Source organism: Psychroflexus halocasei (assembly GCF_900107595.1).
In the GTDB taxonomy this organism is placed as follows: Bacteria; Bacteroidota; Bacteroidia; order Flavobacteriales; family Flavobacteriaceae; genus Psychroflexus; species Psychroflexus halocasei.
In genome coordinates, this window is sequence record NZ_FNQF01000006.1 from 80057 (window position 1) to 95237 (window position 15181).

The 15181-nt window shown below is 33.3% G+C and carries 16 protein-coding genes; 2 read left to right on the forward strand and 14 right to left on the reverse strand.

What is annotated here, in order from left to right; translation table 11 throughout:
- Positions 1 to 125: 125 nt before the first annotated feature.
- The 6 genes from BLV84_RS08645 to recA form a co-directional block, all read right to left on the reverse strand.
- Positions 126 to 563, reverse strand: coding sequence for a hypothetical protein (locus tag BLV84_RS08645; protein WP_093244274.1), 438 nt, complete (start codon positions 561 to 563; stop codon positions 126 to 128).
- A 23-nt stretch (positions 564 to 586) separates the two neighbouring features.
- Positions 587 to 1090, reverse strand: a complete 504-nt coding sequence (locus BLV84_RS08650; protein WP_093244275.1) for an acyl-CoA thioesterase — start codon at positions 1088 to 1090, stop codon at positions 587 to 589.
- Between the two features lie 57 nt (positions 1091 to 1147).
- A complete protein-coding gene (locus tag BLV84_RS08655) occupies positions 1148 to 2107 on the reverse strand; it encodes an HU domain-containing protein (protein WP_093244276.1) in 960 nt (319 codons plus the stop codon).
- A gap of 54 nt (positions 2108 to 2161) precedes the next feature.
- The gene (locus tag BLV84_RS08660; RefSeq protein WP_143521344.1) at positions 2162 to 3421 is read right to left on the reverse strand and encodes an outer membrane beta-barrel protein; all 1260 of its coding nucleotides are present in this window, start codon (positions 3419 to 3421) and stop codon (positions 2162 to 2164) included.
- The gene (locus BLV84_RS08665) at positions 3421 to 3963 is read right to left on the reverse strand and encodes an RNA polymerase sigma factor (protein WP_093244278.1); all 543 of its coding nucleotides are present in this window, start codon (positions 3961 to 3963) and stop codon (positions 3421 to 3423) included. Before BLV84_RS08665 ends, BLV84_RS08660 begins: the two co-directional genes overlap by 1 nt.
- A 146-nt stretch (positions 3964 to 4109) precedes the next feature.
- Positions 4110 to 5132 carry a recombinase RecA gene (gene recA, locus BLV84_RS08670; RefSeq protein ID WP_093244279.1) on the reverse strand — a complete coding sequence of 341 codons (1023 nt, stop codon included), beginning with the start codon at positions 5130 to 5132 and terminating at the stop codon, positions 4110 to 4112.
- 326 nt (positions 5133 to 5458) lie between these two features.
- Here recA and trhO point away from each other — a divergent pair, with 326 nt between their 5' ends.
- Positions 5459 to 6508, forward strand: coding sequence for an oxygen-dependent tRNA uridine(34) hydroxylase TrhO (trhO, locus tag BLV84_RS08675; RefSeq protein WP_093244280.1), 1050 nt, complete (start codon positions 5459 to 5461; stop codon positions 6506 to 6508).
- Positions 6509 to 6536: 28 nt separating this feature from the next.
- On the opposite strand, the gene rfbD is transcribed toward trhO, so the two are convergent.
- Genes rfbD through BLV84_RS08710 form a run of 7 tightly spaced genes read right to left on the reverse strand, consistent with a single transcriptional unit; the run spans position 6537 to position 13996 of the window.
- On the reverse strand, positions 6537 to 7382 hold the full coding sequence (gene rfbD / locus BLV84_RS08680) for a dTDP-4-dehydrorhamnose reductase (protein WP_093244281.1): 846 nt from the start codon (positions 7380 to 7382) through the stop codon (positions 6537 to 6539).
- Entirely contained in the window at positions 7379 to 7930 is a 552-nt protein-coding gene (gene rfbC, locus BLV84_RS08685) for a dTDP-4-dehydrorhamnose 3,5-epimerase (RefSeq protein WP_093244282.1), read from the reverse strand. The genes rfbD and rfbC overlap by 4 nt, the downstream gene beginning before the upstream one ends.
- Positions 7927 to 8943: a dTDP-glucose 4,6-dehydratase gene (gene rfbB / locus BLV84_RS08690; protein ID WP_093244283.1), complete on the reverse strand. Its 1017-nt coding sequence runs from the start codon at positions 8941 to 8943 to the stop codon at positions 7927 to 7929. Before rfbB ends, rfbC begins: the two co-directional genes overlap by 4 nt.
- Positions 8933 to 9916, reverse strand: coding sequence for a copper transporter family protein (locus BLV84_RS08695; RefSeq protein WP_093244284.1), 984 nt, complete (start codon positions 9914 to 9916; stop codon positions 8933 to 8935). The genes rfbB and BLV84_RS08695 overlap by 11 nt, the downstream gene beginning before the upstream one ends.
- Positions 9903 to 11597, reverse strand: a complete 1695-nt coding sequence (locus BLV84_RS08700; RefSeq protein WP_093244285.1) for a DUF6909 family protein — start codon at positions 11595 to 11597, stop codon at positions 9903 to 9905. The genes BLV84_RS08695 and BLV84_RS08700 overlap by 14 nt, the downstream gene beginning before the upstream one ends.
- A gap of 44 nt (positions 11598 to 11641) precedes the next feature.
- Complete coding sequence (locus BLV84_RS08705) at positions 11642 to 13120, reverse strand: GH3 auxin-responsive promoter family protein (RefSeq protein WP_093244286.1); 1479 nt, start codon at positions 13118 to 13120, stop codon at positions 11642 to 11644.
- A 3-nt stretch (positions 13121 to 13123) separates the two neighbouring features.
- Entirely contained in the window at positions 13124 to 13996 is an 873-nt protein-coding gene (locus tag BLV84_RS08710) for a M23 family metallopeptidase (protein WP_093244287.1), read from the reverse strand.
- Between the two features lie 109 nt (positions 13997 to 14105).
- On the opposite strand from BLV84_RS08710, the gene BLV84_RS08715 reads away from it, so the two are divergent.
- Positions 14106 to 14303 (forward strand): Sec-independent protein translocase subunit TatA/TatB, encoded by a 198-nt coding sequence (locus tag BLV84_RS08715; protein WP_093244288.1) that lies wholly within the window; start codon positions 14106 to 14108, stop codon positions 14301 to 14303.
- A 59-nt stretch (positions 14304 to 14362) separates the two neighbouring features.
- Here the strand turns inward: BLV84_RS08715 and BLV84_RS08720 are convergent, their stop codons facing one another.
- Complete coding sequence (locus BLV84_RS08720) at positions 14363 to 15118, reverse strand: UDP-2,3-diacylglucosamine diphosphatase (RefSeq protein ID WP_093244289.1); 756 nt, start codon at positions 15116 to 15118, stop codon at positions 14363 to 14365.
- Between the last annotated feature and the right edge of the window lie 63 nt (positions 15119 to 15181).

A 15181-nucleotide genomic window follows, 5' to 3' on the forward strand; every position in this document is an offset into this window, starting at 1 on the left:
TCAGGCTTTTTTTATCATTTCATTTCTTGAAATTCGTTCTGATTTTAAATCAAACCAAATTTTATAAACAAAAAATGCCTTTCATATGAAAGGCATTTTTATAAAATTTATGATCCATTAATTTCTTAAAACCATACGCTCCAAGGAATTCTAGACAACATCAGAATAAGCGCTAATGCGTAAAATATAGCAATCATTCTAAATTTCTTAGTTGAAGATAATTTTTTCTTGTGCTTGCTATATCCCATTGTAATCAAAACGATGGCAATAATCATTGTAAGCGGATGTTCAACAAGGTATAATCTTAATCCAGAATTTTTCATCACTTCTCCCATACCTTGTTCAGAAAATGCTGAAAAATATGGAGAGACAAAGTAAAGAACAATACCTATTAATAATTGAATGTGTGAAACAATCAATGTAAATAGTGAAATTCTGAAATCTTTAGCGCCATAAGGGCTTTTAGAAAGTGTTTTAATAATGGCGTTAAAGGTTGCCAATATTAAGATTAAGAGTACCAAATAGGCCCAATATGAATGGAGTATTTTAATAGCTTCTGACATTTTTTAGTTTTTGTTGATTATTATTATTCGAATATAGCTTTTAATTCTGTAGCATCTTTAGGATTCATTTTTCCGGCCAACACTAAACTGAGTTGTTTACGTCTCAATGCACCTTCAAAACGCTCTTTTTCTAAATCGGTTTGAGGTTCTATTTTTGGAACTGGAACTGGATTTCCAAGATCATCTACAGCAACAAATGTGTAAATTGCATCATTTGCCTTAGTGCGTCTTCCACTTTCTCTGTCTTCAATCCAAACATCAATAACAATTTCTAAAGATGTTTTAAAAGCTCGAGAGACTTTAGCTTCAACGGTTACAACACTTCCCAAAGGAATAGCTTTATTAAAAGCAACGTGGTTAACAGATGCTGTAACAACAATTCGTCTTGAGTGTCTTCGTGCTGCAATACTCGCCGCACGATCCATTCTTGCTAGAAGTTCACCGCCAAACAAATTGTTTAATGGATTGGTTTCACTAGGAAGCACCAAGTCCGTCATCACAGCTTTAGAATCTTCAGGATATCTCATTTAATTTTGATTTTCGACAAAGATAAGTCTTGTTTTATTAAGAGAATACTAAAATCTTTATTTTACGAGTAGCCAAGCGGATGGATTTTCTTGTTTGATTTTTCTTAAAAAGCTATTAGCTTTTGCTCTGCTGTTAAAGCTTGCATATGCAATCTGGTGAAGCTGATATTTATTTATTCCAACGTAAGTTGCTGCGTGGTTTTGTTTTTTGAGTTGTTTTATTTTCTTATGTGCGTTTGCCTCCACACGAAAAGCACCAGCAATGACATGATATTTACTCGTACTAATTTCTTGTTTAAAATCTTTGTTGTTTTGAGAATTATTTTCTTCAACTTCGTTTTCAACAATTATGGGTTGGAAGGCACTTTTTAAGCTAAAACTAGCTTCTTGAATTTCTTCTTGTAATATTTTTTCAGCTTTTTGTTGCTCGGCAATATTATGTGTTTCAACTTGGGTTTCATAGTAACTAAGACCTAAGATTGAAGCAATCCCTAAACCGATAAAACCAATTGCTGCGTACTTTAAATATCCAGAAGTTTTTGATTGACGCTCAGGTTTAATTTGCTTAATCTCATTTTGATCTCGAGAAGCTTCGGTTTTTTGCTTTTCAAAAGCTTTGATTGTCATACGCTCTAATCCAAAGGCATCGAGCAGGAAGTTTTGACCTTTATCAGCTTGGAAAGAGATTTGTTCATCTTGTCTGAAAGTTCCTAGACGATCTAACGAAACCACTTTACCTTCATGTAAGGCTAATTTAAGATCATCAACGAAGAAGTTCATTTTTGAAACAGCTTTTTGATATGTTATCTTTTCTTTAAAAGCAATATGTTTTGCAAGTAAACCATCATTGTTTTTGATTTGGGCATTGAACTGAAGACTTCTTTTAGGCGGTTCAATATGATGTATTTCAGTATTGATGACGGCAGATTCTCTTTTTGTCAAAAAAGCGCCAAAATCAGGGATAATCACACAATCATGCGTGTATAAAAGTTCAATGATGTAGTCTTCGATTCTCATAGAAACAAAAATAAGCTTATTTAAATCTTATAAAAATTTGTTGATGATATTTTTTTAAAATCTAAATTTCACCCCAGAAAAAAGCCCGAAATAATAAGGTTGAACATTTGTGGTTTCTACCTCAAATGTATTGATTTGGTATTTGAAATTAGGCTCTAAATTTAAAGACCATTTATCAGAAAAATTATAATCAACCCCAAAGCCTATATTGGCGGAGAAGCTAGTTTTATTAATGTTTGCAGTTTTCCCGACATAACTATTTAATGCTTCTGAGTGATAGCTCACTTGATTTTGATTAAGCAAAAGCGTACTCGTTCCAGCCATGATATGAAAACCGATTTCCTTATCGATTAATTTATATTCAACCTCAAGTGGTATTTCAATAAAGCCCATGTCTTGGCTGAGATATCCAGATGTTACATTTCCAGATGAATACTCTTCATAATTTGCTCTTTTTGCATCATAAGATGTGACATATTTTTGTTGAGAAGCAACTGTATTTTGAAGATTCGTTTTGTTATAGCTTGACATATTATAAGTTTGAACAATATCTTCAGTTTTATAATTCATATTCACTTGATTGATGCCTGTTCTAACACTTAATTTCGGAGTGACTTGATAGGCAAGCTTAACGCCATAAGACATATTGATATCACTTGTGTGAGCCTCATATTTTTGATTTAATGTATTAGAACCATTAAGTGAACTTGCATAGATAGGTGCAATTTGCGGATTTACCATCCAAGGGTTTTTAATTTCAGGGGAGTTTTCTGATTTTTGTTTTTTATGAAGATGATAATGATCAAACAATAGCATTGATGTCTCAAAATCAAAAGAGTTCTGAATGATTGATGCTGATTTGTAATTTAAAAAATCGGTATTAGTATTTTTTTCCTTTGTGCTGGCAAAATTTGCAATTTCAGAGGAAGTTTGATTTGAAAAATCATCGAAAATCAAGCTTAAATCTTGCCAAAGCGCTGATGAATAATCGGTTTCAGAATTATCAATAAAATGATTTTTCCAAAAATATTGATCATTTTTATAAATGATCTTACTCTGCGTGCCATATTTGTTTTCTGTAAAAGCAGAAGATGATGTTTTGAAATTTTGATAAAAAGCGCCTAAACCAAAAATGATAAGTCCTGAAGTGACAACAGCCGCATATTTTAATAAAACCAAGAAAGGGAAGAATCTTTTCTTTTTGGTTGTCAATTTCTTTTCAATCTGATGCCATGTTGAATGGGGAGGTTGAGCTTCAAAATCTTGAAAAGCCTCTTGAAAAACACGATCGATATGTTTTTTTGACTCACTCATCAAGCTTGTTTTTGAGATTTTAAGTTTTGTTTGTTTTCAACATCTTTTCTCAAAATTTCTCTGGCACGAGATAAATTAGATTTTGAAGTTCCAATACTGATATCCAATTCATCAGCAACTTCTTGATGTGAGTAACCGTCTAAAACATAAAGATTGAAAACTAATCTATATCGGTTTGGCAAATTTTGAATACAACTAAGGAGTTCATCTAAATTTAGATTTTTATCATCAACATTTGATTTTTTCTCATCAGGAATATTTGTGTGGATGAGCTCATAAACCTTTTGCTTTTTGTATTTCTGCAAGGCTGTGTTGATCAATATACGTTTCATCCAACCTTCAAAAGAGCCTTTAAATTTATATTGATGTATTTTTTCAAATATATTGATAAAAGCATCCTGCAAATTATCCTGAGCTTCAGGATAATTGCGGGAGTACTTTAAAGCAATTCCAAAAAACTTAGGCGCATAAATATTATAAAGCTCTTTTTGAGCTTCAGTATTATGATTCTTGCACTTTTTAATAAGTTTTTTGAGTAGCATTTTAGATGTTCACAGTCAATAATTGATATACCCGCACTTTTCAGATATAGAATTGAGAAGTGCTTATTTCTTAAAGATATGATAAAAAAATCAGATAATCTTAACTACTAGATAATGAACAAGACTAAAGGTTGCGTCAAACCTTATTAAGATTCTTCTTTTGAAATTTTAATCGCTTCTAAAATTTTAGCTTCAAGTTCATCCATCAATTCAGGGTTGTCCTTTAAAAGCATTTTGACAGCATCACGACCTTGCCCTAGTTTTGTGTCACCATAACTGAACCAAGAACCTGCTTTTTTTACGATCTCGTAATCAACGCCAATATCAATGATCTCACCAACTTTTGAAATTCCTTCTCCGTACATAATGTCAAACTCTGACATTTTGAAAGGTGGTGCAACTTTATTTTTAACAACTTTTACACGGGTTTTATTCCCCATAACTTCGCTGTTGCTATTTTTTATTTGTGTAGATCGACGAATGTCTAATCTTACTGAAGAGTAAAATTTCAATGCGTTACCACCAGTTGTAGTTTCCGGGTTACCGAACATCACACCAATTTTTTCTCTCAATTGGTTAATGAAAATCACTGTACATTTTGATTTACTAATTGACGCTGTTAATTTACGGAGTGCTTGAGACATTAATCTTGCATGTAACCCCATTTTTGAATCACCCATTTCACCCTCAATTTCACTTTTAGGTGTCAGTGCAGCAACGGAGTCAACAACCACAATATCAATAGCACCTGAGCGAATCAAGTTATCAGCAATCTCTAAAGCTTGCTCACCATGATCAGGTTGAGAGATTATTAAATCATCTATATCAACACCAAGTTTTTGAGCATAAGTGCGATCAAATGCATGCTCAGCGTCAATGAAAGCTGCAATTCCACCAGCTTTTTGTGCCTCAGCGATTGCGTGTAAAGTTAAAGTTGTTTTACCTGAAGATTCAGGGCCGAAAATCTCAATCACTCGTCCACGTGGATAGCCGCCAACGCCTAAAGCCAAATCTAAACCAAGTGATCCTGAAGAAATTGCGTCAATATCCTCAACGGCTTGATCGCTCATCTTCATCACAGTTCCTTTTCCGTATGTCTTGTCTAACTTATCTAAAGTGAGCTTTAATGCTTTTAGCTTAGCTTCCTTTTCATTATTTTCCTTTGCCATAATTCTTTCTTTTGATGTAAAAATACTATTTAATTCAATAATATTTTATTTTAACGCAACCATTTTGAGATAGACTCATCTTCTAGGTGGGCAGTTCAAACCTTACTTAATTGCTCACCATGGGAACCAATTTATTTTGGTAGACGGTTGGCTAGTTTTTGAAAACACTAAAAACTAAGCAAGTATATGTTATTATCCAATAACGAGTTAGCCACTAGAAAAAGTCCTGAAGATCAGGACTTTTTTCATTTTTATATTTTTTTATTCAGAAGTGTTTATCTTTGCACTTTATTAAAACTTTCTTTTAACTTTTAAATTAGTATAGCATGCAACTGTACAATAAACTAAGTGCCAAAGAAAGGGAAGCTCTTCTTGATGAAGCTGGCGAAGAACGCTTAACACTTTCCTTTTATAAATATGCGAAAATTGGCAATCCGCAACTTTTCAGAAACTATCTTTTTATCGCGTGGGATGCACTTGATGTGTTGGGCAGAATTTATGTTGCTCACGAAGGCATCAATGCTCAACTTTCTGTGCCTGCCAAAAAATTTGAAAAATTCAAGTCCTTTTTAGATAGCATTTATTTTCTAGAAAATGTGAGACTCAATATTGCGATTGAGCAAGATGATAAGTCCTTTTTGAAATTAAAACTCAAAGTGAGACCGAAAATTGTTGCTGATGGTTTGAATGATGACACTTTTGATGTGACTGACAAAGGCGTTCACGTTGATGCTGATCGTTTTAATGAATTGATTGAAGACCCAAACACTGTTTTGGTTGATATGCGAAATCACTATGAAAGTGAAATCGGTCATTTCAAAAATGCAGTCACACCTGATGTTGATACGTTTAGAGATTCTCTCGATATAATTGAAGCTGACTTAAGTGAGCATAAAGAAGACAAAAACCTTGTGATGTATTGCACAGGAGGTATTCGTTGTGAAAAAGCTAGTGCTTATTATAAACATAAAGGCTTTAAAAATGTTTTTCAGTTAGAAGGTGGGATTATTGAATATGCCCGACAAATTGAAAATAAAGGCTTAGAAAATAAATTTTTAGGCAAAAATTTTGTTTTTGATCATAGACGAAGCGAACAGATTTCTAATGAAGTTATTGCCAAATGTCACCAATGTGGTGAAGCTTGTGATACACATGTGAATTGTGCAAATGAAGCTTGTCATTTGCTTTTTATACAATGTAAAAGCTGCGCAGAAAAAATGGAAAATTGTTGCTCTGAAGCTTGCCAAGAAGTAATTCAATTGCCTTATGAAGAACAAAAAAGACTTCGTGCAGGCAAAAAGAATAGCAATAAAATCTTTAAAAAAGGCCGTTCACCTGTATTGAAATATAAATCAATGCCAGCTGAAACAGCTTAATTATAAACAGGCATTATAGGTTTAAATTTTAGCCAATTTCAGTAATGAGGTTGGCTAAACTTTTGTCCCAACTTTTGATTTGATAATTAAAATTCTTGATCAATTTAGATTTATCAAGCGTTGAGTTTTGAGGTCTTTTGGCTTTTGTTTTAAAATGATCGACAGCTGAAACTTGGATATCAGAATGATAAAGTGATTTGATTTCTAGAGTAAAATCATACCAGGTTAAGCTTCCTAAGTTGCTGAAGTGATAAACACCATAAGCTTTAGATTTATTTGAAATAAGCCATAAAATAAAATCTGCCAAATCATTGGCATTTGTCGGTGTGCCTTTTTGTTCAGTGGTAATTTTGACTTCTTCAGCGTTTTGGTCAATTTGAGACTTGATAAATGTGAAAAAATTCTTTCCAAATTCAGAATATAACCATGAAGTCCTGATGATAAAGTGCTCTTTTAAAGATTTTTTAATCAGCTCTTCTCCTTTTAATTTTGATGCACCATAAACATTTATTGGTTGTGTCTCATCTACCTCAAGATAAGCAGTTTCTTTTTCTCCATCAAAAACATAATCCGTTGAAGGATGAATTAAAACGACTTGATTTTTCTGGCAAACTTTAGCTAAATTTTCAGCAGCTCTTGCATTGACTAAAAACGCTTTCTCAATTTCTGTTTCAGCAGCTTCAACATTCGTGTAAGCTGCGCAGTTGATGCAATAATCAAATTCATTTTCTTGAAAGAAAGATTCAACAGCAGCGTGATTTGTTAAATCTAAACTTGATGAATTTTGAAAAATGAAATCAGCCTTGATTTGTTTTTCTTTCTTTTGAAAAACTTGCCCCAATTGACCGTTGGCACCTGTGACGAGAACTTTCATATTTCTTCTAAAAATTCAGATAAACTCGGGTTTGAAGCATCTTTTTCTGAAATGATACGATCTTTTTCAGGAATTTGCCAATCGATGTTGAGGTCTTTATCAGCAAAATAAATTCCGCGTTCAGCATTTTTATCGTAGTAGGTATCACATTTATAGGCAAAAATAACCTCTTCTGAAAGGCAAGAAAAACCATGCGCACAACCTTTTGGGACAAAAAGCTGATGATTGTTTTCATCGTTTAAAAGATAGCTAAATTTTTGCTTAAAAGTAGGAGAGTCGGGACGTAAATCAACGACAACATCTAGGACTTCGCCTTTGACAACTCTGACTAGTTTGGCTTGTGACTTTTCTCCAATTTGAAAATGTAAACCTCTGATGGATCCGTAGTAAGAGGTTGATTGATTGTCTTGAACGAAATTAATTTCTTGTTCCAGCACTTCCTCAAGGATGTTTAACCTGAAAGTTTCCATAAAAGATCCGCGGTCATCTTTAAAAATTCTTGGCTTAATGATTAAACAATCTTTTAATTTTGTTCTTTCAATAATCATGAAGTTCTATATTTTTTGAGATACCACTCAATTGTTTTTTTTATGCCAGATTCAAAATTCTCTTCAGCCTTCCAGCCTAATTGATTTTCTATTTTCGAGGCATCGATGGCATATCTAAAATCGTGGCCAGGTCTGTCGTTGACAAACTCGATTTGATCTTTATAAGACTTATTGTTTTCTTTAGGGAAAATGTCGTCTAAAATTTCACAAATTTCGTTAGCGATATAGAGGTTATTTCTCTCGTTTCTTCCGCCAATATTATAAGTTTCTCCAAGTTCTCCTTTGTCAATTACAAGCTGAATCCCTTTGCAATGGTCAGTGACATAAAGCCAATCTCTGATGTTTTGACCATCACCATAAATAGGGATGACTTCATTATTTAGAGCTTTACGAATAATTGTTGGTATTAACTTTTCATCATGTTGATTAGGACCGTAATTATTTGAACAATTTGTTGTCACAACAGGCATGTTGTAGGTGTGGTAATAACTTCTGACCAAAAAATCTGAAGAAGCTTTTGACGCACTATATGGACTGTTTGGAGCGTAGGGAGTTGTTTCTTCAAACAAACCTTCATCACCTAAAGTGCCGTAAACTTCATCGGTAGAAACATGTAAAAACCTTGCATTTTTGAAATTAGGTTTCAATTGATCAGGACCCTCCATCCACAATTGGTAAGCTTCGTTTAATAAATTAAAGGTTCCTGTAATGTTTGTGTCAATAAACGCTGTAGGATTTGTAATCGAGTTATCTACATGTGACTCCGCAGCAAAATGAATCACTTGCGTAAATTCATATTTTTCAAAAAGCTGATTTAATAAATTTTTGTCACAAATATCACCTTCAATAAAAGTGTAATTTTCATGATCAGAAATTTTAATATTTTTTTGATTACCAGCGTAAGTAAGCTTATCTAAATTAACGAAATGATATTTTCCAAGAGGGACAAATGTGTTGATAAAATTGCTCCCAATAAAACCAGCTCCGCCTGTGACAAGGATGTTATCTTTCATTTTCGTAATGTTTTGCTTTTCTGTTAAGGTAAATTACAAATCTAATCCCTAAGTATAAAAAGATAAGTAAAACAGGAATTGTGATTATTTCTTTTGATAGTGTTGGCTCTTCAAATTCAGCAGTTTTAGGCTCATCGATAGGAGAAATGAAGTCTTTTTGCTTCGTTAATCTTTCTTCTAATCTGTTGATTGCGTATCTAAGTTCTTTTTTTTCAGATAAAATTTGACCAACATTTAGGTTGTTTTCTGAGCTATAGAAAGTAGAATTTCCTGGGTTCTTTTGATTGAGATTGGTGTTGTAAGATTTTAAAATTGTATCGATTTGTTGTATACTTTCTCTATTAGATTGAATAGATTCTTTTATATTTTTAATTTCAGTTTGGTGAATTTCCGCATAGGATTTATTCTCTAAGAGTCTTTCTCTAAAAGCTTCAAAAAAATGAGTCACATCAAAACCTTCGGGATGTTTGATCTTTATCTTGTGTAATTCAGAACTTCTCAATACGATTTGCATTAAGTCTTCTTGTGAGTATGCGCCTTCTTCTTTTAAAAGCGTGATGTATTCTTTTTCTTCATTAGATAGGTTGGTCACCCGTTCTAAAGGTTTTACCTCTAAGCTGATCATTTTTAAGGTATCAGCATCTATTTTGAATTCTTTGGCAAGGATTTCAAATCTATTTTTAATTTCCCAGTTGACTTCATTGACAGATTTGTAAAGGTAATCTTGACTGCCATAAAAGCTATGTAAAGTGACAGATGACTCATTATATTTCTTAGAAGAACTTTGAAGGAAATATCCAATAACAGCTCCAATGACAATTAGAGAGATTAGTATGATTGCATTTCTTTTAAGAAAAACAATGAGCATTAAAAATAGCTCTCCTATTTTATTAAAACCTCTTTTTATAAGCTTGAAAAGGTCACCCAAGTCAATCTCTTCGCTTTGGTTATTGTTGTAACTATTCTCTTGCATCTTTAAAAATTTGGTTAAGTATTTTCTCAGTAATTAAATATGTTGGTTTAACACCTGTTGTGCCTAAGCCACCTGAAGCTAATGTTGATCCAGTTTCAAGAGGGTTATCACTTGCGTAATAAGCGTATCTTACTTTTACATCTCTTTTAATATTGCCTCTTAATTTTGAAGCAGCTTGTATTGCTTTTTGGTAATGAGCACCTTCCATTTCGAGGCCAATCACTCTCCATGTTGAATCGTGGAAAAATTTTAAAAGATCTTTATTTTGTAATGAAGTTCCTAAAACTGTAATCATTGCACCATCAAACACCTTTAAACCTTGGCCTTCTAAATCTGATTTTAAAAGCTCATTTTTAAAAGGATAATTATCTGCTGTTCCTTCAAATAGGTGTGCATTTGGTATCATAATATCTCCTTTTCCTCCTTCTAAAATACCTGCTTTTCCCATCAGAGAAACTGAATCAACATTCATGTGATATGTTTTTTCATCTTCAGCGGTGTATGGTTTTAAAAGCTCATCTATTGTTTCATAGGCTTGCTCACCAAAAGCATAATCCATCACAATAATAACGGGTGCATTTTCAGTTGAACCTATTTTGAAATTATCTTCTGGGTGATTGATTTTAGCTGTATCGAAAACTTGGACATTGATGTTTGTTCCACTAGTATCTTTCAAATAATATGCACCTTTTGATGAAGCTTCTTTGTGAACTTGATTTCTTATGTCTTGGTTATCATCATTACTCAAAGCTTCGTAAACCTCAAAGCGTTTCTTTTTTTTGCACATTTCTTTTAACGCAATTGGTGCAAAAAGTGTGTTCATCACACTATGCATATTCGCACTGATGATGTGGATCGGTCTATCAAATAGACCCTTTTCCCAAAGTGTACTTTTTATTTTCTGTGCCCAGACTTCACCATGAATGTGATGACCTAATCGCTCTCTTAAAACTGGACTAAACGTAATTGTTCTTTTTTCCTCTTGAATGATTTCGCGTAAGGCTAGCCGACCAAGATTATAAATAAGATGCAAAAATTTATCAGGATTTGAAGGTGTTGCAAATTTATCATAAACATTCATCAACTCTTCAAATGTGCGACCTAAAATATTGCCTGTATGCGTAATTGCAATTTCTCTATCTTTCTGACTCAGTGGGTCTCCATCTTTTATAAAACTTTCAAGCTTGCGCCAATCACGTGAAACATTTGATTCTTTATCAATGATAATGTATTTCATGATTTTGTGCGACTCAATGAATAAGAAAGTGAGATGCGTTAAAATATCATATATTTCAGAGCGTCCTCTTGTAATTTCTATATTCATTTGCTCATCGTCAATACGATAACAATTACGGCGCCTTTTAGCAGGTATGATTGCTTTAAAGTGAGAATCAGTATAGCCTTCATCACTGGTTAAGTTAATGAAGCGACACTCTTCAATACCTTCAGGTAAACGTTCAATAACATATAGAAGTCCATTGAGTTCAATTTTATCTTCGGCAATTGTTCCGTAAATTTCTGGTCTTAAAGTCAAAAGTGCTTCGCGAAGCGTTTCCCCCGAAACTCCCATAGGTTTATAAAAACCTCTGATAAAAAGATGACGCATTGTGATATACATGCGCTCAATTGCATTTGTACTCTCTTGTGCTCTATTTCTTCCTGTATGTATGATATTTCTCATTATATTTTTAATTGGTAAAAGTAAAGAATTAAAATCTGATTCAATTATAACTTATCTGCAATGTTTCTATCGTTAGACAAGCGTGGAACTTTGTTTTGACCGCCCAATTTACCTAAACTTTTCATATATTTTGAAAAACTATTTTTAGGTAAACAAGTTATCTTTAAGCAAGCCAGCATTTGTCCTTCTCTTAAATCTTTATAATATGAGTTTTGCTTTTGTAAATTTTGATCGATAGTTTCAGCAAATTTATTAAGATTTGTTGGATTTTGATCAAACTCTATCAGCCATTCATGATGTGCCAAACCTTCTTTTGGATGTAATTGAGGTGCTACTGTAAATTCAGTAATTTGTATATTAAAATCTTTTTGTGCTTCTTTTAAAGCGTGCTCAACTTCTTTAGCTATGACGTGTTCTCCAAAGGCTGAAGTAAAATGTTTAATACGACCAGAAACAATAACTCTGTAAGGTGATGTGTTTGTGAACATAACAGTATCACCTAGATTATAGCGCCATAAACCAGCTGTTGTTGAAATAATCATGACGTAATTGACATCAATTTCAACATCTTTAATGGTGTAAATTTTTGGTGATTCGTCAAAGAACTCATCTGCTTTGATAAATTCATAAAAAATACCAGAATCAAGTTGAAGTAGCATTCCATTTGCTTCTTGTGAATCTTGAAATGCAAAAAAACCTTCAGATGCAGGATATAACTCGATACTTGATATTTTTCTGCCGATTAAGGCTTCAAATTTTGAGCGATAGGGTTCATAATTAACACCACCATAGATAAAAAGTTCTAGGTTAGGATATAATTCACCGATTTTTTTCCCTGTTTGTTCTTCCAGTTTTTCAAAATAATTTTGAACCCAAGAAGGAATTCCACCCATCACCGTCATATCTTGATCAACGGTTTCATCAATGACTTTCTGCAATTTGGTTTCCCAATCTTCAATGCAATTTGTTTCCCAGCTCGGTAAACGATTACGTTGTAAATAATTAGGGACAAAATGAGCTGAAATTCCTGATAATCTACCAAGCTTAACACCGTTTTTTTCTTCTAGTTTTGGACTGCCTTGTAGAAAAATCATTTTACCGTCAACAAATCTAGAACTGCCAGTTTCAGCAATATAGCATAAAATCGCATTTCTGGCTGCATCGATATGCGTTGGCATCGATTCTTTGGTGAGTGGTATATATTTAGCACCGCTTGTTGTGCCTGATGTTTTGGCAAAGTACAAAGGTTTTCCTGGCCAAAGTATAGATTCTTCACCTGCGACCATGCGATCCACATAAGTTTTTAAAGCTTCGTAATCACGAATAGGAACACGCTCTTGAAAATCTTTAAAGTTTTGAATTCTATCAAATTGATGGTCTTTTCCGAAAACAGTATTTTTAGCTTTAGAGATTAAATTATTAAAAACATCTTGCTGTGTCTTGACAGGTTTGTCAATCCATTTTTGCATTTTGTTTCTTGTATATTTTGCAAATATTTTGGCGGCAAAGGATTTTAAGGACATACTTTAATCTTCAAATGTTATATAATCACGCGGATTGACAGGGTAACCGTCAACCCATAATTCAAAATGTAAATGTGTTCCCGTGGTCAGTTCGCCGGTATTTCCAGCAATAGCAATGACCTCACCAGTTTTCACTAAGTCACCTTGTGATTTTAAAAGTTCTGCATTGTGTTTATAGGCGGAAATCAATCCGAAACTGTGTTCAATAATCAGTACATAACCCGTATTTGGCGTCCAGTCGGAGAAAATGACTGTGCCGTCTGCAGTCGCTTTAATTGGTGTATCTTTTTCTGTCACAATATCAACAGCGTAATGCTTGATATCAACATCATATTCAGCTGAAATCCGACCATTAACTGGCGGAAAAAGATTCATTTGTGTTTGTCTGACTGCGCTTTCTAGTAAATTAAACTTATCTTTCTTTTCAACTTCATCTCTTAATTCCTTTTCTTCTTGTGAAGCAGAAAAGTCAACATTATCAGGTGAGATATTGTTTGTATTTAAAATCGTGTCACTCTGTTGATCAATATCACTCACTTCACCTGTCAGTACTTTCCTGATGGATTTATAATAAGCATTATTGCGATCAACAACGCTTTCTAAAGAATCAACTTGCATTGTCAAACGCGTCGCTTTCTCTTTTAAAGCACTTGATGAATAACCAGGAATATATTCTCGTAATGGTGTGAAAGCGATTAATAGGATTGTTAAAGTAATAAGTAGAAAAGTTGATAAAGCTGTTAAGCTAATAACATTGAGCCTTGTGAGCTTAAAAGAGATTTTTTCTTCAAAAGTGTTTTCATTTAAAATGACCAATCGGTACTTATGAATCAGCTTTTGAGATAACTTTCTTTCTGTCTTTTTCTTTTTTGCCATAACAACTTCTACTTACTCTAGATAGCATCAAGCAAATTTATGATAGTTTTTGTTGTCTAAACCCTTGTTTTATATTTTTATTATTAATTTTGCATTAGAATTTTAACCAATGCATATGTTACATGTTATTTTAGGAATGGTCGGACCTTGGCAATGGGTGATTATTGGCATCGCGATTTTATTACTTTTCGGTGGCAAAAAAATCCCTGAATTAATGAGAGGTTTAGGAAGTGGAATTAAAGAATTTAAAGACGCTTCTAAAGATGATGAAAAGGGATCAGATGATGGTTCGAAAACTTTGAAATAAAAGAGAAATTCCCAAAGCGGAATATGATATAAACCTAAGTCTTATCGGCTTAGGTTTTTTTATTTCCAATTTTTAAGCTCAAAGCTTTCACCATCAAAAACGCCGTAAGTGTAATGCACAATCCAGTCACCAAGATTATGGTAAACTGAGTTTTGACCAATTTCAATTTTCATGGGTAAGTGGCGATGACCAAATATGAAATAGTCATAATGCTTTTCTTCTAATTTACGTTTTGCATAAAGCGCAAGCCACTCGTTTTCTTCTCCTAAAAACTTAGCATCTTCATCCCCAGAAATGAGTTTGTTTTTAACAGAAAGGTGTTTAGCAAGTCTGACACCAATGTCAGGATGAAGCCAACGGTAAAGCCATTTTGAAAAAGGATTTGTAAATACTTTTTTCATTCGCTTGTAACCAATATCGCCGGGTCCCAAACCATCGCCGTGACCTATTAAAAATCTTTTGTTGTTATATAAAAACTCTTGTGGTTTATGAAAAACTTCAATGCCAAGTTCTTTTTGAAAGTAGTCATCCATCCATAAATCATGATTACCAACAAAAAAGAAAATAGGAATTCCGCTATCAGCTATTTCAGCAAGCTTACCTAATGTTCTTGTAAATCCTTTTGGAACAACTTCTTTATATTCAAACCAAAAGTCAAACAAGTCACCCAACAGAAATATGGCAGCCGCGTCTTTTTTGGCTTCATCTAAAAAAGAAACAAATTTCTTTTCGCGAATTAAGCTTTCTTCATGTGTAGGAGCGCCCAAATGATTATCAGACGCAAAATATATTTTCTTTCCTTCAGGAATTTGCATAGTTCAAAATCAATTGTCAAATATACTGAAAGCAAAACTTTTGTTTTACAAATTTTAAAAACA

Coding starts and splice junctions, on each gene's coding strand:
- BLV84_RS08645 (WP_093244274.1), bottom strand. CDS start 563: ATGTCAGAAGCTATTAAAATACTCCATTCATATTGGGCCTATTTGGTA.
- BLV84_RS08650 (WP_093244275.1), bottom strand. CDS start 1,090: ATGAGATATCCTGAAGATTCTAAAGCTGTGATGACGGACTTGGTGCTT.
- BLV84_RS08655 (WP_093244276.1), bottom strand. CDS start 2,107: ATGAGAATCGAAGACTACATCATTGAACTTTTATACACGCATGATTGT.
- BLV84_RS08660 (WP_143521344.1), bottom strand. CDS start 3,421: ATGAGTGAGTCAAAAAAACATATCGATCGTGTTTTTCAAGAGGCTTTT.
- BLV84_RS08665 (WP_093244278.1), bottom strand. CDS start 3,963: ATGCTACTCAAAAAACTTATTAAAAAGTGCAAGAATCATAATACTGAA.
- recA (WP_093244279.1), bottom strand. CDS start 5,132: ATGGCAAAGGAAAATAATGAAAAGGAAGCTAAGCTAAAAGCATTAAAG.
- trhO (WP_093244280.1), top strand. CDS start 5,459: ATGCAACTGTACAATAAACTAAGTGCCAAAGAAAGGGAAGCTCTTCTT.
- rfbD (WP_093244281.1), bottom strand. CDS start 7,382: ATGAAAGTTCTCGTCACAGGTGCCAACGGTCAATTGGGGCAAGTTTTT.
- rfbC (WP_093244282.1), bottom strand. CDS start 7,930: ATGATTATTGAAAGAACAAAATTAAAAGATTGTTTAATCATTAAGCCA.
- rfbB (WP_093244283.1), bottom strand. CDS start 8,943: ATGAAAGATAACATCCTTGTCACAGGCGGAGCTGGTTTTATTGGGAGC.
- BLV84_RS08695 (WP_093244284.1), bottom strand. CDS start 9,916: ATGCAAGAGAATAGTTACAACAATAACCAAAGCGAAGAGATTGACTTG.
- BLV84_RS08700 (WP_093244285.1), bottom strand. CDS start 11,597: ATGAGAAATATCATACATACAGGAAGAAATAGAGCACAAGAGAGTACA.
- BLV84_RS08705 (WP_093244286.1), bottom strand. CDS start 13,120: ATGTCCTTAAAATCCTTTGCCGCCAAAATATTTGCAAAATATACAAGA.
- BLV84_RS08710 (WP_093244287.1), bottom strand. CDS start 13,996: ATGGCAAAAAAGAAAAAGACAGAAAGAAAGTTATCTCAAAAGCTGATT.
- BLV84_RS08715 (WP_093244288.1), top strand. CDS start 14,106: ATGCATATGTTACATGTTATTTTAGGAATGGTCGGACCTTGGCAATGG.
- BLV84_RS08720 (WP_093244289.1), bottom strand. CDS start 15,118: ATGCAAATTCCTGAAGGAAAGAAAATATATTTTGCGTCTGATAATCAT.